Source organism: Micromonospora sp. NPDC002717, from assembly GCF_040295705.1.
Classification (GTDB): domain Bacteria; phylum Actinomycetota; class Actinomycetes; order Mycobacteriales; family Micromonosporaceae; genus Micromonospora.
On record NZ_JBEOVW010000001.1, the window covers coordinates 529113 to 549095 of the forward strand.

Sequence of the window (19983 nt, forward strand, 5' to 3'; positions counted from 1 at the left end):
GCGGCCCGGTGCCGCCGGCGCCGCGCGGCGTCCGCACCGCCCGGCCGCCGGCCCGGGTCTGCCGACCGTGCGGCCACCCTCGCAGGTTTGGCCGGGTTGCCGGGGCGGGGCAGGATGGCGAGGGTGCCGACCCCACCACCCGCGGACGTCATCGAGCCGCACACCTGCACCGACGAGATCGAGACCCGCGCCGAGTTCGACCGGCGACTGGCCACGGGCAGCCTGGTCGGGCTGACCGTGCAGGGGCTGCGGCTCGACCTCGCACCCGTCCCCGACCTCACCGGGATCGAGGTGACCGGCACCCTGTTCGTCGGGTGCCGCTTCGCCTCCCGCGAGGTCGGCGCCGACCTGGTCCGGCGCGGCGCGAACGTCGTGCCGCCGTTCTCCGGGCTGCCCTACCCGACCCAGCCGTCGCACCTCTACACCCCGGAGGATCTGGCCGCCGGCTTCGCCGAGGGCGGCTTCGCCGGGATGTACGACACCCGGGTGTACGAGCACTTCCGCGCGCACGGCGGGGCGCTGCCGGAGGTGAAGGAGGCGCTCGGCCAGCGGCTGCACGACCACGGCGTGGACAACGCGCTCGCCGACGCCACCCGCGCCTGGCTGGCCACCCACGGGCCGCAGTCGGTGGTCGGCATCATGGGCGGGCACGCGGTGCCGCGCGGCAGCGCGCCGTACCGGATGGCGGCCGTGCTGGGCTGGGAGCTGGCCCGGGCCGACCGGCTGGTGGTGACCGGCGGCGGCCCCGGGGTGATGGAGGCCGCCAACCTGGGCGCGTTCCTGGCACTGCGGCCGGTCGAGGACCTGGACGCCGCGATCGACCTGCTCGCCGGGGCACCGGACTTCACCGACCACGACCGCTACACGGCGGCGGCGCTGCTGGTCCGGGAGCGCTACGGCCAGCCGGTGCCGGTGCCGGCGCCCCGGCCCCGGGCCGCCGACGCCGCCAGCGTCTCCCGCGTCGACTCGGCCACGCTGGCCGGCGGCGACGTGGGCTGGGCGCGCGCCGGCGGGCTGGCCATCCCGACCTGGCTCTACGGGCACGAGCCGGCGAACCTTTTCGCCGGCCGGATCGCGAAGTACTTCTCCAACGCCATCCGCGAGGACACCATCCTGCGGCTGGCCCGGGGCGGGATCGTCTTCGCGCCCGGCCGGGCCGGCACCGTGCAGGAGGTGTTCCAGGCGGCCACCAAGACCTACTACGGCACCGACGGGGCCAGTGGCGCGTACGTCTTCCTGGACCGCGCGTACTGGACTCGGGAGCTGCCGGTGGAGTCGCTGCTGCGACCGCTGCTGGGCGCCTCGCCGTTCGGCGACCTGTCCGCCACCGTGCACCTCACCGACGACGTCCACGAGGCCGTCCGGGTGCTCACCGCGACGGCCTGACGGGCCGGACACGCCGACGGCCGGCCCCCGGTGGGGAGCCGGCCGCCGGCGGTACGCGTCAGCGTGTCACTTGGCGAGCGTGGTGCCGGTCGAGCGCAGGTGCTCGCAGGCCTCCACGACGCGGGCGGCCATGCCGGCCTCGGCGGCCTTGCCCCAGACCCGCGGGTCGTACATCTTCTTGTTGCCGACCTCGCCGTCGACCTTGAGCACGCCGTCGTAGTTGCGGAACATGTGGTCCGCGACCGGACGGGAGAAGCAGTACTGGGTGTCGGTGTCGATGTTCATCTTCACCACGCCGTAGTCGAGCGCCTCGCGGATCTCCGACAGCAGCGAGCCGGAGCCGCCGTGGAAGACCAGGCTGAGCGGCTTCTCCTTGCCGTACTTGGCGCCGACCGCCTCCTGGATCTGGTTGAGGATCTCCGGACGGAGCTTGACGTTGCCCGGCTTGTAGACGCCGTGCACGTTGCCGAAGGTCAGCGCCGCCATGTAGCGGCCCTTCTCGCCCAGGCCGAGCGCGTCCACCATGGCCAGGCCGTCCTCGACCGTGGTGTAGAGCTTCTCGTTGATGGCGTTCTCGACGCCGTCCTCCTCGCCGCCGACCACGCCGACCTCGATCTCGAGAACGATCTTGCCCTTGGCGGCCTCGTCGAGGAGCTGCGCGGCGATCTCCAGGTTCTCCGCCACCGGCACGGCCGAGCCGTCCCACATGTGCGACTGGAACAGCGGCTCCTCGCCGCGCTTCACCCGCTCCTGCGAGATGCCCATCAGCGGGCGGACGAACTTGTCCAGCTTCTCCTGCGGGCAGTGGTCGGTGTGCAGGGCGATGTTGACCGGGTACTTCTTGGCCACCTCGTGCGCGTACGCGGCGAACGCCACCGCGCCGGTGACCATGTCCTTGATCGAAGGTCCGGAGAGGTATTCCGCGCCACCGGTCGAGACCTGGATGATGCCGTCGCTCTCCGCGTCGGCGAAGCCCTTGAGCGCCGCGTTCAGGGTCTGCGAGGACGTCACGTTGATCGCGGGGTACGCGTACCGGCCGGCCTTGGCGCGGTCCAGCATCTCCGCGTAGGTCTCGGGGGAAGCGATGGGCATGTCGAACGCTCCTTACTTACCGCTGTCGGCCGTCGCCGGCCGCTGTTGTCCTTGGGTGCGCCGGACCGCGCTGTCCACCGTCGGAAGTATCCCGTAGAAGAGGGGTGCCGGCACAACCGACCCGGTACGCGCCCGACCGCCGGTCGCGGCGCTCACCGCTGCCCCCACCTGTCGGGCACGACGACGCTGATCAGCCAGGTGGCCACGGCCATCACGATGGCGCCCCAGAACGCGGCCCAGAAGCCGTCCACCTGGAACGGCAGGTCCAGCGCCCGGGCGATCCGGTCGGTCAGCAGGAAGAGCAGGGCGTTGACCACCAGCGCGAACAGGCCGAGGGTGAGCAGGTAGAAGACGCAGCCGAACACCTTGATCAGCGGCTTGAGCACCGCGTTGACCACGCCGAAGATCAACGCCACGACGACGAGCGTGAGCGCGTCGTCGGCGCCGGAGCGGCCGGTCACCTCGACGCCGGGCACGATCAGCGTGGTGATCCACAGCGCGACCGCGGTGATCGCCAGCCTGATCAGGAAGCCCACGGCATCATCCTGGCACCGGGGGCGGCGACCGGTGGGGCGATTCGGTCGACTCGGCTTCCGAGCGGCGGGCGGGCACAGCCCGTACGGTGTGTGGGGTAACCGTCCGCCGAGATCCCGGGAGGGACTGATGGGTCAGCCCGACGAGGACTTCGCCCCCAGCGACCACCTCAGCCCCGAGGAGCGCGACATGGAGGCGGAACCGGCCGACGCGGTCGAGCAGGCCGCCGCGGTCGATCCCGGCGAGGCCGACGTGGAGCCGCACCGCGGCCTGGAGGTCGGCGACTGGGACGCCATGGAGCAGGCCCGGGTGGTCGCCCCCGACGAGGAGGACTACCGCTGATCCGTCAACGGGTGCGGTTGACCTGACCCGGATTCCGCGCCGCCCACTGCGCCAGCCGGTCCTCGCGCAACGCGGCAAGGAACGCGGGCGCCTCCTTCGGATCCGGTGGCAGCCGCCAGCCGAGGCCCTCCGGCGGCCCGACCGGGAGACTGAGCCCGACCGGGTCGACGGACTTCAGATCCGGAAGCACCTTCAGCAGGTCCACCAGTGGCGAACCGTCGCCGCCCACGACCAGGTCCGCGCCGACGGTGTCGACCAGGGCGAAGAGCCTGACCGGATTGGTCAGCACCCCCTGCTCGCCGGCCCGACGGATCAACCCGGCGGCGAAAAGCTGCGCGTGCCGGTCCCGGTCGAGCCCGCCCTCGGGCAGTCCCCGCCGCTGCCGCAGCAGGTCGACCGAGGCGGCGCCGTCGAGCCGCTGGCAGCCGGTCCGGAAGACCCGCTTCGTGTGGATGGAGCGCACCTCGCGCGGCAGGCAGACCTCCACGCCGTCGACCTCGTCGGTGAGCCGGCGCAACACCGGGTAGGTGAGCACCGCGCCGGCGTCCACGCGTACGCCCGTCAGGTCGGTGACCACCCGGCGGGTCAGCTCGTAGCCGCGCCCCAGGTCGGGCCGGCCGTCGCCGGCACCGTACTGGAAGGCGGCGTTGAGCTTGTCGGTCCCGTGCCCGGGAATCGGCACCGCCAGGTCGCGCGGCAGCGAGATGAGGTACGGCCGGCTGCGGTCCGCCGGAATGTGCACCAGCAGGACGGAGTCCGCCAGCCGGGCGGGCTCCTTCGCCGAGCCGTCCACGCCGAGCAGCAGGATGTTCAGCGCGCCCGTCGGTGCCGAGCCGGCGGGCTCGGCGAGCAGGGTGGCGTCCTCGGCGACCCGATCGGGCGTGAGCAGTGGTATCCCGATCGCCAGCACGCCGAGCAGGGCCAGCGCGGCACCGCCGGCCCGGAGCCGCAGCCGGCGACGGCGACGGGCAGCCGCGAGCCGGTCGATCGTGGACCGCAGCGGACCGACGGGCGGGGTCAGTGCCTCGTGCCGGGCGAAGGCGGCACGCAGGTCGTCCTCGATCATGAGCAGGCCTCCACGTGTTCCGCCCGCAGTGTGGCCAGGGCGCGCGAGATGGACGAGCGGACGGTCCCGACGGCGCAGCCGAGGATGTCGGCGATCTCCGCGTCGGGCAGGTCCTCGTAGTAGCGCAGCACCAGGGTGGCCCGCTGCCGGCGCGGCAGCCCGGACAGCCAGGACCAGACCTGGTCCCGGTCCACGGCGTGCTGGGCGTGGTCGGCCGGCACCGGCACCGCGTCGTCGGGCTCGGCGCGCAGCAGCACCCGGCGCATCCAGGAGCCCCGCCGCCAGTCGACGTACTGGTTGGTCAGCATCCGGCGGACGTAGCGCTCGGGCGAGTCGGCCCGGGCCACCCGACGCCAGTTGAGCTGGACCCGGACCATGGTGTCCTGCACCAGGTCCTGCGCCTGGTGCGGGTCGCCGGTCAGCATGACCGCGTACCGCAGCAGCGCGGCCAGCCGCGAGTCGGCGAACTCCTCGTACGTCACTGCACCTCCCGGGCTCCTGCCCCAGATGACGGGTCCGGGCGGGCGGAACGTTGCGACGATCCTGGCCAGCCGTTCGGTCGATGTTTGCCGCCGGAGGCGAATCGGGACAGCGGCGAGACTTAAGGCCTTCTTAAGATCCGCTCGCCACTCCTGGCACCCCCACGGGAGGACTCCCCACATGCTGAAGCACTCCACCCGGCGCTGGTTGGCCGGGCTGGGCGTCGCAGGCGCGCTCGTCGCCGCCTCCGCCACCCCCGCCGTCGCCGAAGAGCCCGGCGACGAGCTTCTCCTCTACGCCAACAACGCGCTGGTCGCGCCCGGCGGCGAGGCCAAGTCGGTCACCCTGTACGCGTTTGCGGAGACGCTGCCCGAGAAGCTGACCCTCACCATCGACCGCAGCGACGTCGACAGCTTCGCCACGGTCGTCCTCGGCGACCGGATGTCGAGCTGCAAGGAGACCGACGCGGTCATCACCTGCGCCCTCGACGGCACCGAGATCACCGACTACCTGGTCAACCTGACCGTCACCGCCAAGGATTCCGCCGCATCCGGCGACAAGGGCGAGCTCGTCCTGAGCGTGGCGGCCAAGGGAAGCCCCACCGCCACCGCACGATCCACCATCGAGGTCGGCGAGGGCGTCGACCTGAAGACGGAGCGCTCCCTGGACTTCGCCGGCGACCCCGGCGCCACGGTCAAGGCGCCGCTCACGGTGGCCAACGTCGGCGACCGACCCGCGCGCGGCACGGTGCTGCTCCTCGCCATGACCCCTGGTCTCGCCCCGGCGCGGCGGCACTCGAACTGCTCCTACCTCTCGGACTTCGGCAGCAACCTCGCCCAGTGCCACTTCGACGAGGAGCTTCCGCCGGGAGCCGCTCTCCAGCTCGACGACTCGTCCGCCCTGGCGATCGCCTCCGACGCCTGGGCGCCGGGCCGGCAGTACGGCCAGGCGATCTGGTTCGCCAAGGGCGACTGGGAGGAGTTCATCGGTGACTTCTCCGACGCGGACTGGGAGAAGGGCAGCGGAAGCGCGATGACGCTGGTGCCGGCACCGGCGTCGCGGGCCCGCGCGGTGAAGCAGACCGACAAGGACACGACGAACAACGTCAGCTGGATCGACGCCACCGTCACCGGTGACCAGCGGGCCGACGTCGCCGCCACCGGTGCCGAGGTCACCGGCGCAGCCGGCGGGACGGTCACCGCCAAGGTCGGCTTCGTCAACAACGGGCCCGCGGCGATCAACTCGTACAGCCCGGGCGAGCTCCTGACCGGCGCCCTGGTCACCGTTCCCGCCGGCGCCACCGTGGTAGACGCGCCCGATCAGTGCTCGCCGGGCACCGCCGAGGAGCCGACCGGCTGGTACGGCGAGCCGGGCGGCCGGGTCTACTTCTGCGAGTGGTTCGAGCTGCGCCGCAAGGGCGAGGCGGCCGTCTTCGAGTTCGGTCTGCGGATCGACAAGGTGGGCGGCGCGCCGGGTTCGGTGCGGCTGCTGCACTTCGGCCCGGGCGAGCCGGGGAAGGTCGTCGATCTGGACACCAGGAACGACACCGCCGCGCTGGTCATCAAGGGTGCGACCGGCGGCGAGGGCGGCGGTGGCGACGACCCCGAGCTGCCGATCACCGGTGAGTCCACCGGCCTGATCGCCGGCATCGGCGGCCTGCTGCTCGTCGCGGGCGTCGGCGGCTACGTGGTGGCCAAGCGTCGCCGGACCCGCTTCGTCGCCTGATCCTCCCCGCACCACCGGTGCCCCGCCGACCCCCGGTCGGCGGGGCACCGCCGTCTCCACCACCCTGATCCCCCGACCCGACAGCCGACCCCGCCCGGCAACCACCCTGATCCCCCGACCCGGAAATCGCCCCCCGATCCCCCGACCCGACAGCACGCGCCTCCACCCCCCGGGCGGCCACCCGATGCCGCCGGACGGCGCTGGACCACCACGGTTTCCGGGGGAGCCCCACCCGCGCAGGGATCAAGCCTGACCGCCCGGAGCGGGTGGGGCTCCCCCGGAAACCACCCGGAACAAGAGCAAAAACGGGACGACGCAAGATCGAAGACACTGACACCATGGGCGCGTGCTGCTCACCCTGACCACCACCCACCGCCCGGCGACCGACCTCGGTCACCTGCTGGTCAAGCACCCCGACCGCGCGCACTCCTTCGACGTGCCGGTCGGCACCGCGCACGTGTTCTACCCCGAGGCGGGCGAGCAGCGCTGCACCGCCGCCCTGCTGCTCGACGTGGACCCGCTGCGGCTGGCCGGCGCGCGGGGCAAGGGCCGCGGCCGGCCGCAGGCGACGCCCCCGGAGGCCTTCACCCTCGGGCGGTACGTCAACGACCGGCCGTACGCCGCGTCCAGTCTGCTCTCCTCGGCGCTGTCCAAGGTGTACCGCTCCGCGCTGCGCGGCGAGTCCCGGGAGCGCCCCGAACTGGCCCGTACGCCGATCCCGCTGGAGGTGCGGGTGCCGGTGCTGCGCTGCCGGGGCGGCGCGGACGTGGCGGCCCGGATGTTCGGCCCGCTCGGCTGGGCGGTGACCGCGACCCCGATCCCGCTCGACGAGCGGCACCCGGAGTGGGGCGACAGCCGGTACGTCGACCTGACCCTGACCGGGACGCTACGCGTCGCCGACGCGCTCAACCACCTCTACGTCCTGCTGCCGGTCCTGGACGACGCCAAGCACTACTGGGTGGCGCCCGACGAGGTCGACAAGCTGCTCCGGGCCGGCGAGGGCTGGCTGGCCGACCACCCGGAACGGGGCATGATCACCCGACGCTACCTGGCGCACCGGCGCGCGCTGGCCGGGCTGGCCCTCGCCCGCCTCGCCGAGCAGCGGTTGACCGACGAGCCGGCCGCCGACGAGCCCGACACGGTGGACGAGCCCACCCACCGCCAGCCGACATTGGCGGCGCGGCGGCGGGAGGCCGTCCTCGCGGCACTGGTCGAGTCCGGCGCGAGCCGGGTGCTGGACCTGGGCTGCGGCGGGGGCGCCCTGCTCGCCGCGCTGGTCGGCGACCGCCGGTTCACCGAGATCGTCGGCACCGACGTGTCCCCGCACGCGCTGACCCTGGCCGCCCGGCGGCTGCGGCTGGACCGCCTGCCGGAGCGGCAGCGGGACCGGGTCCGGCTCTGGCAGTCCGCGCTGACCTACCGGGACGACCGGCTGCGCGGCTACGACGCGGCGGTGCTGATGGAGGTGGTCGAGCACGTCGACCCGCCCCGGCTGCCGGCGCTGGAGGACGCCGTCCTCGGTCACGCCCGTCCCGCCACCGTCGTGGTGACCACGCCCAACGTCGAGTACAACGTCCGCTACGAGGGCCTGCCCGCCGGGCGGTTCCGGCACGCCGACCACCGGTTCGAGTGGACCCGCGCGGAGTTCGCGGCGTGGGTCGACCGGGTGGCCGCGACCTACGGCTACTCGGCCGCGATCGGCGGGGTCGGCGACGACGATCCCGAGGTCGGCGCCCCCACCCAGCTCGCCGTGCTCACCCGCCAGGAGAAGACCCGATGACCACCCTCGACATCCCCGAGCTGGCCCTGGTCGCGCTGGTCGGCGTCTCCGGCTCCGGCAAGTCCACCTTCGCCCGCCGGCACTTCGCGCCCAGTCAGGTGCTCTCCTCCGACGCGTTCCGGGCGATGGTCGCCGACGACGAGAACGACCAGGCCGCCTCCGCCGACGCGTTCGACGCGCTGCACCACGTCGCCGCCACGCGGCTGCGGCGGGGCCGGCTCACCGTGGTCGACGCGACCAACCTCCAGCCGCACGCCCGGGCCGCCCTGGTGCGGGTGGCCCGCGAGCACGACGTGCTGCCGGTGGCCGTCGTGCTTGACGTGCCCGAGGCGCTGGCCTGGGAACGCACCGAGGGCCGCGCCGACCGCACCTTCGGCCGGCAGGTGCTCGCCCGGATGCAGCGCGACCTGCGCCGGTCGTACGGGCAGCTGGCCCGCGAGGGCTTCCGGAAGGTGCACGTGCTGCGCGGCGTGAACGAGATCGACGCCGCCGAGATCCGCTACGAGAAGCTGTTCAACGACCGGCGGGAGCTGACCGGGCCGTTCGACGTCGTCGGTGACGTGCACGGCTGCCGCGCCGAGCTGGAGGCGCTGCTGACCCGGCTCGGCTGGGAACTGCGCCGCGACGAGCACGGCCGGCCGGTCGACGCGACGCACCCGGCGGGGCGTACCGCCGTCTTCGTGGGTGACCTGGTGGACCGCGGCCCGGACTCGCCCGGCGTGCTCCGCCTGGTCATGGGCATGGTCGCCGCCGGGCACGCGATCTGCGTGCCCGGCAACCACGAGCAGAAGCTGCTGCGCCGGCTGCGCGGCCGGGACGTACGGCTCACCCACGGCCTGGCCGAGACGATGGCCCAGCTGGCGGCGGAGCCGGACAGCTTCGTGGCCGAGGTGACGGCCTTCGTCGACGGCCTGGTCAGCCACTACGTGCTGGACGGCGGCCGGCTGGTGGTCGCGCACGCCGGGCTGAAGGAGGCGTACCAGGGCCGCGCGTCGGGCCGGGTGCGGGCCTTCGCGCTGTTCGGCGAGACCACCGGCGAGACCGACGAGTACGGGCTGCCGGTGCGCTACCCGTGGGCGCGGGAGTACCGGGGCTCGGCGATGGTGGTCTACGGGCACACGCCCACCCCGGAGCCGGAGTGGGTGAACAACACCATCTGCATCGACACCGGCTGCGTCTTCGGCGGCCGGCTCACCGCGCTGCGCTACCCCGAGAAGGAGCTGCTCTCGGTGCCGGCGGAGCGGGAGTGGTACGCCCCGGCCCGCCCGCTGACCGCCGCCCCGGCCCGGCCCGACCAGGTGCTGGAGCTGTCCGACGTGGCCGGCCGGCGGCACGTCGAGCACGCGTACGGGTCGCTGACGGTGCCGGCGGAGAACGCCGCGGCGGCGCTGGAGGTGATGAGCCGGTTCGCGGTCGACCCGCGCTGGCTGGCCTGGCTGCCGCCGACGATGGCACCCTGCTCGACATCGACCGTGGACGGTTTCCTGGAGCATCCGGCGCAGGCGTTCGCCGACTACCGCGCGGCGGGCGTGGACCGGGTGGTCTGCGAGGAGAAGCACATGGGTTCGCGGGCGGTGGTGCTGGTCTGCCGGGAGCCGGATGGCGGGCCTTTCGGTCCGGGCGGCGGCGTGGTGCACACGCGCACCGGCCGGCCGTTCTTCGGCGAGCCGCTCGACACGGAGCTGCTCGACCGGCTCCGCGCGGCGGTCGGCGGGGCGGGGCTCTGGGACGAGTTGGAGACCGACTGGCTGCTGCTCGACTGCGAGCTGCTGCCCTGGTCGGCGAAGGCGGGTGGGCTGATCCGCGAGCAGTACGCCGGGGTCGGCGCCGCCGGCCGGGCCGCCCTCCCGGCGGCGCTGGCCGCGCTGGAGGCGGCGGCCGGGCGGGGCCTGCCCGTGGGCGAGCTGCGCGACCGGATGGCCCGCCGCCGCGACGAGATCCTGGCCTACTCGGACGCCTACCGGGAGTACGTGGGCCCGACCGACGGGCTGCGCGGGGTGACTCTGGCCCCGTTCGCGGTGCTCGCCGGCGCCAAGGCCAGCTACGCCGACCGGGACCACGGCTGGCACCTCGGGCTGGCCGACCGGCTCTGCGCGGCCGACCCGGAGTTCTTCACCCCGACCCGTCGACAGGTGGTCGACCTGGCCGATCCCGCCGCCGAGGGGGAGGCCACGGACTGGTGGCTGGAGCTGACCGCCGCCGGCGGCGAGGGCATGGTGGTGAAGCCGTACGCCGGGCCGGCCGCCCGCTCCGAGCGGGGTTCGCTGCTCCAGCCGGGCATCAAGTGCCGGGGCCGGGAGTACCTGCGGATCATCTACGGCCCCGGGTACGACGAGCCGGAGCAGCTCGCCGCGCTGCGCCGCCGGTCGCTGGGGCGCAAGCGGGGGCTGGCGCTGCGCGAGCACGGGCTGGGGCTGGCGGCGCTGGACGCGCTGGTCGCCGGTGCGCCGCTGTGGCGCCGGCACGAGCTGGTCTTCGCGATCCTGGCCTGCGAGTCCGAGCCGGTCGACCCCCGGCTGTAGGCGCGGTCCCCGCCGTCCCGGCCCCGGTCGGGACGGCGGGCGGGCGGACGCGGGTGTGACGTCGAGCACCGGCACGCCGGGGAGCCACCTAGACTACGGACGTTCCGTCCCCAACCGGCATCCATCGGAGGTCACCTCGTGCCGACGCCCACCACCACCCTGGCCCTGGGGCCGAGCTGGCTCGATCCAGAGGTGTTGATCTCGACATTCGGGCTGATCGGCATCCTGGTCATCGTCTTCGCCGAGTCCGGCCTGCTGATCGGGTTCTTCCTGCCGGGCGACTCGCTGCTGTTCACGGCGGGTCTGCTCACCGCCGACGGGAAGTACATCACCTACCCGCTGTGGCTGGTCTGCCTGCTGATCACCCTCGCGGCGATCGCCGGCGACCAGGTCGGGTACGCGTTCGGCCGCAAGGTCGGCCCGGCCCTGTTCCGCCGGCCGAACTCGAAGCTGTTCAAGCAGGAGAACGTGCTGAAGGCGCACGACTTCTTCGAGAAGTACGGCGCGCGCTCCATCGTGCTGGCCCGCTTCGTGCCGATCGTGCGGACGTTCACGCCGATCGTGGCCGGGGTCAGCCGGATGAACTACCGCACCTTCGTCATCTACAACGTGATCGGCGGCATCCTCTGGGGCACGGGCGTGACCGTGCTCGGCTACTTCCTGGGGCAGATCCCGTTCGTCAAGGCGAACATCGAGATGATCCTGATCGCCATCGTGGCGCTCTCGGTCGTCCCGATCGCCGTCGAGCTGCTGCGGGCGCGGATGGCCGCCAAGCGTGGCTCCACCCCGCAGGAGCGGGCTGCCGCCGATGAGGCGATCCGGGAGACCCGCGAGCACTACGGCAAGCACTGACCGGCCGGCCGTCCGGTGCCGTCCCCGGTGGGGGATGGCACCGGACGATCGCTACAGGTCAGCGAGCCTTCTTGGTGGCGCGCTTGCGCGGCGGGGTCAGCAGATCCGCGATCGTGGCGATCGCGGTCGGCACCAGCCGGTAGTAGGCCCAGACACCGCGCTTCTCCCGCTCCAGCAAGCCGGCCTCGGTGAGGATGCGCAGGTGGTGACTGACCGTCGGCTGCGAGAGGCCGAGCGGCGCGGTCAGGTCGCACACGCACGCCTCGCCCTCGGGCGCCGACTGGATCAGGCTGAGCAGCCGCAGTCGAGCGGGGTCGGCGAGGGCCTTGAGGACCCCGGCGAGACGCTCGGCATCGGCACGTTCGATCGGCTCGCCGGCAAGCGGCGAGATCTGAGGCATGGTCATTTCAGCCAACGCAGTTCCCACGTATTCCATCCTTCCACCAGCAGCATCGATCCGCCTGCATATCAGCAGATCCGAATCGGCAGACTTTTACGCCACAAGGCCGAGGTCAGCCAACGTATAGGCCGCCCGATAAGGCAGTCCGGCAGCTCTCACCGCGTCGCCGGCGCCTCGATCAACAATAACCGCCACACCCACGATCTCGGCCCCGACCTCACGAAGGGCCTCGACCGCGGTCAACACACTCCCCCCGGTGGTGGACGTGTCCTCCACCGCCAGCACCCGCCGGCCGGCCACGTCCGGTCCCTCGATCCGGCGCTGGAGCCCGTGCGCCTTGCCCGCCTTGCGGACCACGAACGCGTCCAGCGGATGATCAGTCGCGGACGCGGCGTGCAGCATGGACATCGCCACCGGATCGGCGCCCAGGGTCAGGCCGCCCACCGCGTCGTAGTCCCAGTCGGCGGTCAGCTCGCGCATCACCCGGCCCACCAACGGGGCGGCCTGGTGATGGAGCGTGACGCGACGCAGATCGACGTACCAGTCCGCCTCGCGCCCGGAGGAGAGCACCACCCGGCCGTGGACCACCGCCAGGTCGGTAATGAATTTACGCAGGTCGTCGTGGTCCCCCATGGGGGTAGAGGGTACTGCGCAAGTCTGGGAGCCGCGTGCCGGGTCCACCCGGATCAGCCATGGGAGCGACCGATGGATGGCGATGGCCGGCTACGCTGAGCGACCGTTCAGCCGGCGAGGCGGGCGATCGCCGCCGGCCGGCGGCGCGGCGCGGCCCCGCTGCGGCGGTCAGCCGTTGTCGCGACCGATGCGGCCCCGGGTGTCGCGGGCCACCGCCTCCAGCAGCCGCCGGGGCGCGTGCCGCAAACCGGCGACGGCCAGCTTGTACTTCCACGCGGGGACGCTGACCAGCTTGCCTTTGCGCAGGTCACGCAGCGCTTCGTCGACCACGTCGTCGGCCCGCAGCCACATCCACTCCGGAGTCTTCGACATGTTGATGCCGGCCCGCTCGTGGAACTCCGTCCGTGTGTAGCCGGGGCAGAGCGCCATCACGCGGACGCCGAACGGCCGCGCGGACTGGCCGACGGACTCACTGAAGTTGGTGACCCACGCCTTGCTGGCCGAGTAGGTCGAGCCCGGCATGACCGCCCCGAAACCCGCCACGGAAGAGACATTTATCACTGCCCCGTGACGCCGCTCCGTCATCGGACGCAGGGCCGCGAGGGTCAGCCGCATCACCGCGTGCACGTTGAGCCGCAGCAGCCGCGCCTCGTCCTCGGCAGACGACCGCAGGAACGGGGTGTTCAGGCTGATGCCGGCATTGTTGACCAGCAACTCGACCGGCGACCCCTCCGCCAGCCGCCGCTCCACGGCCGCGCAACCGTCGTCGGTGGACAGGTCGGCCGCGATCGTCTCGACCTCCCGGCCGTGCCGCGCGGTCAGCTCGGCCGCCGTCTCGGTCAGCCGGGCGGCGTCCCGCGCCACGAGCACCAGATGCCAGCCGTCCGACGCCAGCCGGCGGGCGAAGGCGGCGCCGATGCCGGCGGTCCCGCCGGTGATCAGGGCCCGCCGCCCGGCGGTCGGCTGGTCGAGCGTCACAGGCGATCCTCACTCGGCGGGTACGAAGGCGCGGGCGGCTGGTGCCACGGGTGCTGGGCGGGCGACGGTGCGGGCTGCTGCGGGTCGGCGGGCGGTGCGGGCTGCGTCGGGGGCTGCTGCGGGGCTTGCGGTGCTGGCCGGCGGCGGAACCAGGCGTTCGCCGCCGGCAGGGCCAGCAGCGTTGCTACCACAAGGTAACCGAGCACCTGGCCGACCGAAAGCCCCGCGCCCAACGGAATCCACCAGGACGGGTGGGCGTCGTCGACCAGGCCCAGCAACTCCCCCGTCGCCCGGTCGTCCTCGCCGAGTCGCAGCGGGGCGGCGCGCTGGCCGACCAGCACCGCCAGCGCGCAGCAGCCGAGGATCAGGCCCAGGCCGCACACCACCCAGGTCGCGGTGCGCGCGCCGGAGCGGCCGGCCCGCAGGCCGAGGGCCAGGCCGGCGAGGAGCAGCCCCGCCAGCAGGCTCACCACCACGGTGAGCACGGTGGACACGCGCAGCAGGGTGACGATGCGGTCGACCTGCTCGGGGCCCGCCGAGGTGCCACCGGCCGCGTCGCGGAACCGGTCCACGGTGCCCCCGAGGGTCGCCGCGCCGGCGACGGCGTACGCCAGGGCGGCGACCGCCATCAGCACCAGCGCCGCCACGGCCAGCGTGACCACGACCGGGCGACGGGCCGGTGCCCGATCGGGGTACGACACGACGAGTCCCTCCGGTAGGCGTCGGGATGCAACCTACTCGGAGGGACCGTCGGCGTCGCTGTTATCGACCGGTCAACTCACCGGAGGTGGCGTCGGACCGGGGCGGTCCGAGCCGGGCTGCTCGCCACCCGGGGTCGCCCCCGGCTGACCCGGCTGACCCGGCTGCCCGCCGTACGGAGAGGACGGCGGCTGGCCGCCCGGAGCCGGGTAGCCGGGCTGGCCCGGCGCCGACGGCTGGCCGGGTGCCTGCGGATACCCCGGCGTCTGCGGGTAGCCGGGCTCGCCGGGCGTCTGCGGGTGGCCCGGGTAGGCCGCGCCCGGGACCGGCGGCTCCCACGCCTGCTTCGGCTTGCGGAAGAACTCGTTGGCCTTCGGCAGCGCCAGCAGGATCAGCGCGGCGAGCAGCGAGAGCAGCCCGATCACGCCGACCAGCGTGGAGACCGGGTTGACCCAGCCGGGCAGCGCCTCCTCCAGGCGGCGCTGGATCTCCTCGGGGCTCGGCCCGTTGCCGGTCGTCTGGCCGGTCCCGCCGAAGCCGCCGCCGGCCAGGCCGCTGGCCAGGCCGCCGCCCGTGCAGCAGACCATGATGCCGCCGATGATCCAGGTGGTGATCCGGGCCCCGTTGCTGCCCCGGTTGTTGAACACGCCCAGTACGGCGAGCACCACCGCGAGCAGGAGCAGGATGGCGGCACTGACGGTGGTGATGACCTTGGTGATGTCCGCCAGGTTCTGCACACCGTTGGCCTCGGTGCCCCGGTAGGCCTCGTCGAGCACCCTGGAGACGGTGCCGAGGGTGGACAGCGTGATGATGACGCCGATGAGCTGGGTGAGCGCGAACAGCCACAGCAGATACGTGGAAATGGTCACCACACCCGGCCGGGTGCGGGCCGGCGTGTTGTGGGGATCGACCATGATTCTCCCTCCCTAAGATCGCGGTCACACCGTATCGAGATCGGGCCAGTCGGGCACGGCAGGCGGACACCGACCCGCCGTACGCATCGATACATTCGCCCGCGACGGGGCGCGGCGGGGCGCGTCAGTAGCCGCGCCACTCCGCCCGCGCGTACTCCAGCACCCGGGGCTGGAGCAGGGTGGAGGCCGGCACGTCCACGCGGCGGCGGTCGGCGGGGAAGGCCCCGGCGGCGGAGAGCGTCGCCGCGTCGAGGAAGCGCAGCGCCGGTACGTCCGGCGGCAGGGCCAGGGCGGGCGCGGTGGCGCCGGGGGCGGCGAGCAGGAAGCCCCAGTCGCCGAAGGACGGCACGTCCACGTGGTACGGCGTGGTGGCGAAGCCGGCCTCGCGCAGCGACGCCTCGATCGACCAGTACGACCGGGGCGCGAAGTACGGCGAGCCGGACTGCACGACCAGCCGGCCGCCCTCGGCGAGCACCGCGCGCACCAGCGCGTAGAACTCGACCGTGTAGAGCTTGGCGGTGGCCGTCTCGTCCGGGTCGGGCAGGTCGGCCACCACCGCGTCGAACCGGTCCGTGGCGGTACGCAGCCACGAGAACGCGTCGGCGTGCACCACCCGGACCCGGGGGTCGTCGAACGCCCCGCCGTTCAGCCGGCGCAGCTGCGGCTCGCTGCGGGCCAGCGCCACCACCGCCGGGTCCAGGTCCACCACCGTGACCCGCCGGACGTCCGGGTAGCGCAGCAGCTCGCGTACGGCGAGGCCGTCGCCGGCGCCGAGCACCAGCACCTCGCCGCGCGGGCCGTTCAGCACCGGGTGCACCAGCGCCTCGTGGTAGCGGTACTCGTCGACGGAGCTGAACTGGAGGTCGCCGTTGAGGAAGAGCCGCAGGTCGGTGCCGGCCCGCCCGGTCTCGGCGACCGAGCGGGTGAGCACGATCTCCTGGTAGCGGCTGCGCTCGGCGTGCACCACCGGGTCCCGGTAGAGCTGCTGGCGGGCGGTCAGCTCGAAGTCGTGCGCGGTCACCCACGCGTACCCGAGGCTGAGGAAGACCACGACGGTGCCGGCGCCGAGCGCGACGCGGGCCCGGCGGCTCAGCTCGCGCCGGAAGACCGTGCCGACCAGCGCGAGCCCGGCCACGGCGTTCACCGCGCCGACCACCAGAGCGCCCTTGAGCTGCCCGAAGACCGGCAGCAGCAGGAACGGGAAGGCCAGCCCGCCGAGCAGCGCGCCGACGTAGTCGGCGGCGAACAGGTCCGCCACCGCGCTGCCGGCGGACTGCTCCCGGATGCGTTGCAGCAGCACCATCAGCAGCGGGATCTCCGCGCCGATCAGCAGGCCCAGCACGAACGCGGTGCCGACCAGCGCCGGGCCGTAGAGGTCCAGCCATGCGAAGGCCGCGTAGAGGCCGAGGACGGAGAGACCGCCGAGCAGGGCCAGGGCCAGCTCGATCGCGGCGAACGCGGCGGCGGCGCGCGGCTGCAACGGCTTGGCGGCGAGCGCGCCCACGCCCATCGCGAACACCATCACGCCCAGCACGATCGACGCCTGCCCGACCGTGTCCCCGATCAGGTAGCTGCCCAGGGCGACCAGGGCCAGCTCGTAGACCAGGCCACAGGCGGCGCAGACGAAGACCGCGACGAGCACCGCCGCGCGGGACAGCCGCCACCGCGCGGGCGCCGGCGCGTCGACGGTCACCGACCCTCCGGCGTACGCTGTGCGTCGGGTTTGCCGGACTGCCGGGGAGCCGTGGGCGTCCGCCCGCTGGCCTTGCCGCCCTCGGCCTCCTTGCGGAGCTGGCGGCTGCGCTGCCACAGGCCGACGGCGACCAGCAGCCCGGTGAGCAGCAGCAGGCCGAGCGCGGCCAGCAGGTAGCCCCAGCGGTCCCGCCACAGGTCGTTGCCGGCGTCCGGCAGCGGCGCGGGGGTGGCCGCGCCGGCAGCCGGGGCGGCGGCCGGCTCCACCAGTCCCGCCTCGGCGGCGAGCAGGGGCAGCGTCACGGCGGCCCGGGTGACCGCCCAACCCGGATCGTCGATGAAGACCTCATCGGTCAGCCCGAACCGCTCCAGCCCTTGCTCGATACGCAGCAGCTGACTGGTGGTGACGTCGGCGGAACCCGTCACGTCGATCCGCGCGAAGTCGTTGCTCTCGCTGCTCTCCGAGGTGTAGGCGACGATGGCGTCCACCTGCACCCATCGGGGACAGGCCGGATTCTCCTCGACCGCGACCCCGTCGCCGAGGTTCGACCCGACGCTCAGCGGGTCGCTGTAGCTGTAGTAGTCCTGGAGCACCCAGCCGTAGCAGATGCCCTGACTGTCGGCGGAACGTTGGAGGATCGGCACGGTGTCAGCGCGTTCCTGCGCGGTCGGCGACGGCACGTCGTCGTCTCCCGAACCGCTGTTGACCATCCCGGCCACCACGCAACCAAGGACGATCATGCCGCTGACCAGCCAGATGACCACCGCCGCTTTCGGCGACGACTTCTTCGCGGCCGGCGCGGCGGGTGTCTTCGCGCCGGCCATCAGCTGATGGCGGCGGCGATGATCGCGCCGGTGGCCAGGTGGACGACGGCGGAGACCCAGACCGCCGGGTGCGGCTGCGGGTCGACCAGGATCTCCCCGAGCCTGCCCGGCGTGGCCACGTCGAGCAGCAGGAACGCCGCCGCCATGATGACCAGGCCGAGGATGCCGTACGCCGCCGCGCCGACGATGCCGAGCACGAAGTCGTCGGCGCTGGCGGCGATGGCGGCCACCACGATGATGCCGACGCCCGCCAGGTTGGAGGCGAGCAGCAGCGCGGCGTTGCGGTTGCGCTCGACCCAGATCAGCTCGTGGAGCTTTCCGGGGGTGGCCACGTCGACCAGGGCGTAGCCGACGGCCATCAGGACGACACCGACCACGCCGTAGGCGAGCGTGACCAGCAGATCGGTGACCAGCGTCTGCAAGGGGACTCCAGGGGTTTCGTCGGGGTGAGGGGATGGGCTACTTGCCGGAGCCCGGGCCGCCGCCGCGCACGGTGCTGCCCCGGCCCCAGCCCCAGTGGTTGCCCACGGTGGAGTGGTAGCGCGGGTACGCCGTGCCGAGGCGTTCCAACAGGATCACCGAGCCGGCGGCGATCGGCAGGATCACCACCGAGTCGTCGTCGTAGCGCAGGTAGACGCCGCTGCCGTCGACGTACTGGTCGGCCGGCCGCCACGCGTCGGTGACCTCCTTCGCCACCTGGCTGGGCGACCGGTTCGACGTGTAGGCGACAGCGTCCCGGCCGATGTCCTGGCTCGCCGCCCGGGTGTACCTGTCCTCGACGAAGCCGCGGGGCGAGAAGTTGCCGTAGAAGATGGCGAAGGCGGCGACCAGCGCGCCGATGACGGCGAACGCCACCCCCACCACGAACCAGCGTCGGTACGTCATCGCAGTGCCACCACCGTCTCGGTCAGGACCAGCTCGTTGGTCTGGGGATACGCGTGCCAGGTGCGCCAGCCGAGGGCGCCGTCCGGCGGGTCGGGACGCACCGACAGCGCGGTCACCGCGTCGGCGTCGCCGGGGAAGACCCCCACCAGCGCGTACGGGTCGTCGGCCAGGTCGGCACGCAGGGCGGCCACCCGGTCGCTCAGCCCGGTGCCGGCGGGCCGCAGCACGGTCGCGGTGAAGCGGTAGCCGTTCGCCTCGTCCTGCACCGCGTGAGGCAGCTCGGGCGGGCGGCCGGGCAGGCAGGCGACCGTCTCGGTCAGCGTGGCGCCGCCGGCGCGCAGGACCACCTGGTGCGAGGCGCCGAGCAGGCGCAGCCGCAGCCGGACGCCGCCGGGCAGGTCGAGGTCGAGCACGTGCAGCGCGGGCAGCTCGTCGTCGCCGAGGGCCAGGCTGAGGTCGGCGGCGCTGGTGTCGACGTACGGGGCGTCGAGGGTGACGAGCATCAGTCCACCTCGGACTGCGGGTAGATCATCACGTCGGCGCGGTGCAGCACCTCGCCCAGCGCCACCTCCCAGCCCGCCTCGCCGTACGCCTCGAAGGAGAGCCGGGCCCCGCCGGGTGCCTGGTAGTCGTGGTACCGCATGGTGCCGGTCGGGTCGAGGCCGGTGGTGCCCGTCGCGGTGTAGCGGGCCTGGCCGGACTCGTCCCAGTTGTAGCGACGGCCGGCGAAGTCGATCGTCGGGGCGCCCGGGGTGACGGTGGCGCCCGGCTCGGCGGCCCAGAGCACCAGTTCCAGCTCCGGGTCCTCCTCCACGGAGAGCCAACGGCGCACGCCCGCGGCGTCGTCGAGCAGGTGCTCGGCCCAGCTCCAGCCGCCCTCGACCAGGCGGATCGAGCCGCGGACGGCGTACGACGTCCCGCGGATCTCGACGATGTCGCCGGGCTTCAGGCGGCGGGGGTCGCCGCGCAGCGCGTCGGCGTCCCGGTCCCGCAGCGGATCGCCCGGGTCCTTGGGGCGCTGCGGCCGGGACCGACCCCGGCGCAGGGCCACCACGGCGACCACCACTCCGGCCACCCCCACCAGACAGCCCGTCGCCGTCAGCAGGTACGCCACCGACCCGTCCACCGACCACCTCCCCAGGTACGTCGGCGGAGACGGTAACAACCCCGCGCACCTG

General features: G+C 73.4%; 21 protein-coding genes. 6 read left to right on the top strand and 15 right to left on the bottom strand.

Annotation, left to right across the window (positions count from 1 at the left end; all coding sequences use genetic code 11):
* Positions 1-123: 123 nt before the first annotated feature.
* Positions 124-1386 carry an LOG family protein gene (locus tag ABT006_RS02630; RefSeq protein ID WP_502890828.1) on the top strand — a complete coding sequence of 421 codons (1263 nt, stop codon included), beginning with the start codon at positions 124-126 and terminating at the stop codon, positions 1384-1386.
* A 66-nt stretch (positions 1387-1452) separates the two neighbouring features.
* Here the strand turns inward: ABT006_RS02630 and fbaA are convergent, their stop codons facing one another.
* Positions 1453-2478 (bottom strand): class II fructose-bisphosphate aldolase, encoded by a 1026-nt coding sequence (gene fbaA, locus ABT006_RS02635; protein ID WP_350702190.1) that lies wholly within the window; start codon positions 2476-2478, stop codon positions 1453-1455.
* Between the two features lie 152 nt (positions 2479-2630).
* Positions 2631-3014, bottom strand: coding sequence for a phage holin family protein (locus ABT006_RS02640; RefSeq protein ID WP_350702192.1), 384 nt, complete (start codon positions 3012-3014; stop codon positions 2631-2633).
* Positions 3015-3141: 127 nt separating this feature from the next.
* Between ABT006_RS02640 and ABT006_RS02645 the strand changes: the two genes are divergently transcribed.
* A complete protein-coding gene (locus ABT006_RS02645) occupies positions 3142-3354 on the top strand; it encodes a hypothetical protein (protein WP_350702194.1) in 213 nt (70 codons plus the stop codon).
* A 4-nt stretch (positions 3355-3358) separates the two neighbouring features.
* Here ABT006_RS02645 and ABT006_RS02650 read toward each other — a convergent pair whose 3' ends face one another.
* The gene (locus ABT006_RS02650) at positions 3359-4420 is read right to left on the bottom strand and encodes an LCP family protein (RefSeq protein WP_350702196.1); all 1062 of its coding nucleotides are present in this window, start codon (positions 4418-4420) and stop codon (positions 3359-3361) included.
* Complete coding sequence (locus ABT006_RS02655) at positions 4417-4902, bottom strand: SigE family RNA polymerase sigma factor (RefSeq protein WP_350702198.1); 486 nt, start codon at positions 4900-4902, stop codon at positions 4417-4419. Before ABT006_RS02655 ends, ABT006_RS02650 begins: the two co-directional genes overlap by 4 nt.
* Positions 4903-5080: 178 nt before the next feature.
* Between ABT006_RS02655 and ABT006_RS02660 the strand changes: the two genes are divergently transcribed.
* The 4 genes from ABT006_RS02660 to ABT006_RS02675 all read left to right on the top strand — a co-directional run bounded on the left by ABT006_RS02660 (position 5081) and on the right by ABT006_RS02675 (position 11779).
* Positions 5081-6625 (top strand): LPXTG cell wall anchor domain-containing protein, encoded by a 1545-nt coding sequence (locus ABT006_RS02660; protein ID WP_350702200.1) that lies wholly within the window; start codon positions 5081-5083, stop codon positions 6623-6625.
* A gap of 346 nt (positions 6626-6971) precedes the next feature.
* Positions 6972-8405, top strand: a complete 1434-nt coding sequence (locus ABT006_RS02665) for a 3' terminal RNA ribose 2'-O-methyltransferase Hen1 (RefSeq protein ID WP_350702201.1) — start codon at positions 6972-6974, stop codon at positions 8403-8405.
* Positions 8402-10927, top strand: a complete 2526-nt coding sequence (locus ABT006_RS02670) for a polynucleotide kinase-phosphatase (RefSeq protein WP_350702203.1) — start codon at positions 8402-8404, stop codon at positions 10925-10927. Before ABT006_RS02665 ends, ABT006_RS02670 begins: the two co-directional genes overlap by 4 nt.
* 138 nt (positions 10928-11065) lie before the next feature.
* Positions 11066-11779: a DedA family protein gene (locus ABT006_RS02675; RefSeq protein ID WP_350702205.1), complete on the top strand. Its 714-nt coding sequence runs from the start codon at positions 11066-11068 to the stop codon at positions 11777-11779.
* A 58-nt stretch (positions 11780-11837) separates the two neighbouring features.
* On the opposite strand, the gene ABT006_RS02680 is transcribed toward ABT006_RS02675, so the two are convergent.
* The 11 genes from ABT006_RS02680 to ABT006_RS02730 form a co-directional block, all read right to left on the bottom strand.
* Complete coding sequence (locus ABT006_RS02680) at positions 11838-12215, bottom strand: ArsR/SmtB family transcription factor (protein WP_007073957.1); 378 nt, start codon at positions 12213-12215, stop codon at positions 11838-11840.
* 57 nt (positions 12216-12272) lie between these two features.
* Positions 12273-12812, bottom strand: a complete 540-nt coding sequence (locus ABT006_RS02685; RefSeq protein ID WP_350685601.1) for an orotate phosphoribosyltransferase — start codon at positions 12810-12812, stop codon at positions 12273-12275.
* 168 nt (positions 12813-12980) lie between these two features.
* On the bottom strand, positions 12981-13790 hold the full coding sequence (locus ABT006_RS02690; protein WP_350702207.1) for an SDR family NAD(P)-dependent oxidoreductase: 810 nt from the start codon (positions 13788-13790) through the stop codon (positions 12981-12983).
* Positions 13787-14491, bottom strand: a complete 705-nt coding sequence (locus ABT006_RS02695; protein ID WP_350702209.1) for a hypothetical protein — start codon at positions 14489-14491, stop codon at positions 13787-13789. Before ABT006_RS02695 ends, ABT006_RS02690 begins: the two co-directional genes overlap by 4 nt.
* 72 nt (positions 14492-14563) lie before the next feature.
* A complete protein-coding gene (locus tag ABT006_RS02700) occupies positions 14564-15403 on the bottom strand; it encodes a hypothetical protein (RefSeq protein WP_350702211.1) in 840 nt (279 codons plus the stop codon).
* 124 nt (positions 15404-15527) lie between these two features.
* Positions 15528-17096, bottom strand: coding sequence for a polyamine aminopropyltransferase (locus ABT006_RS02705; protein ID WP_350702213.1), 1569 nt, complete (start codon positions 17094-17096; stop codon positions 15528-15530).
* Positions 17093-17854 (bottom strand): hypothetical protein, encoded by a 762-nt coding sequence (locus ABT006_RS02710; protein WP_502890845.1) that lies wholly within the window; start codon positions 17852-17854, stop codon positions 17093-17095. The genes ABT006_RS02705 and ABT006_RS02710 overlap by 4 nt, the downstream gene beginning before the upstream one ends.
* Positions 17855-17919: 65 nt before the next feature.
* Positions 17920-18342 (bottom strand): DUF350 domain-containing protein, encoded by a 423-nt coding sequence (locus ABT006_RS02715; protein WP_350685610.1) that lies wholly within the window; start codon positions 18340-18342, stop codon positions 17920-17922.
* A 37-nt stretch (positions 18343-18379) separates the two neighbouring features.
* Complete coding sequence (locus ABT006_RS02720; RefSeq protein ID WP_350702217.1) at positions 18380-18805, bottom strand: DUF4247 domain-containing protein; 426 nt, start codon at positions 18803-18805, stop codon at positions 18380-18382.
* Positions 18802-19308, bottom strand: coding sequence for a DUF2617 family protein (locus ABT006_RS02725; protein ID WP_350702219.1), 507 nt, complete (start codon positions 19306-19308; stop codon positions 18802-18804). Before ABT006_RS02725 ends, ABT006_RS02720 begins: the two co-directional genes overlap by 4 nt.
* A complete protein-coding gene (locus tag ABT006_RS02730; protein ID WP_350702221.1) occupies positions 19308-19931 on the bottom strand; it encodes a DUF4178 domain-containing protein in 624 nt (207 codons plus the stop codon). The genes ABT006_RS02725 and ABT006_RS02730 overlap by 1 nt, the downstream gene beginning before the upstream one ends.
* Positions 19932-19983: the final 52 nt, after the last annotated feature.

Coding starts and splice junctions, on each gene's coding strand:
- fbaA (WP_350702190.1), bottom strand. CDS start 2,478: ATGCCCATCGCTTCCCCCGAGACCTACGCGGAGATGCTGGACCGCGCC.
- ABT006_RS02645 (WP_350702194.1), top strand. CDS start 3,142: ATGGGTCAGCCCGACGAGGACTTCGCCCCCAGCGACCACCTCAGCCCC.
- ABT006_RS02650 (WP_350702196.1), bottom strand. CDS start 4,420: ATGATCGAGGACGACCTGCGTGCCGCCTTCGCCCGGCACGAGGCACTG.
- ABT006_RS02660 (WP_350702200.1), top strand. CDS start 5,081: ATGCTGAAGCACTCCACCCGGCGCTGGTTGGCCGGGCTGGGCGTCGCA.
- ABT006_RS02670 (WP_350702203.1), top strand. CDS start 8,402: ATGACCACCCTCGACATCCCCGAGCTGGCCCTGGTCGCGCTGGTCGGC.
- ABT006_RS02680 (WP_007073957.1), bottom strand. CDS start 12,215: ATGGAATACGTGGGAACTGCGTTGGCTGAAATGACCATGCCTCAGATC.
- ABT006_RS02685 (WP_350685601.1), bottom strand. CDS start 12,812: ATGGGGGACCACGACGACCTGCGTAAATTCATTACCGACCTGGCGGTG.
- ABT006_RS02700 (WP_350702211.1), bottom strand. CDS start 15,403: ATGGTCGATCCCCACAACACGCCGGCCCGCACCCGGCCGGGTGTGGTG.
- ABT006_RS02720 (WP_350702217.1), bottom strand. CDS start 18,805: ATGACGTACCGACGCTGGTTCGTGGTGGGGGTGGCGTTCGCCGTCATC.
- ABT006_RS02725 (WP_350702219.1), bottom strand. CDS start 19,308: ATGCTCGTCACCCTCGACGCCCCGTACGTCGACACCAGCGCCGCCGAC.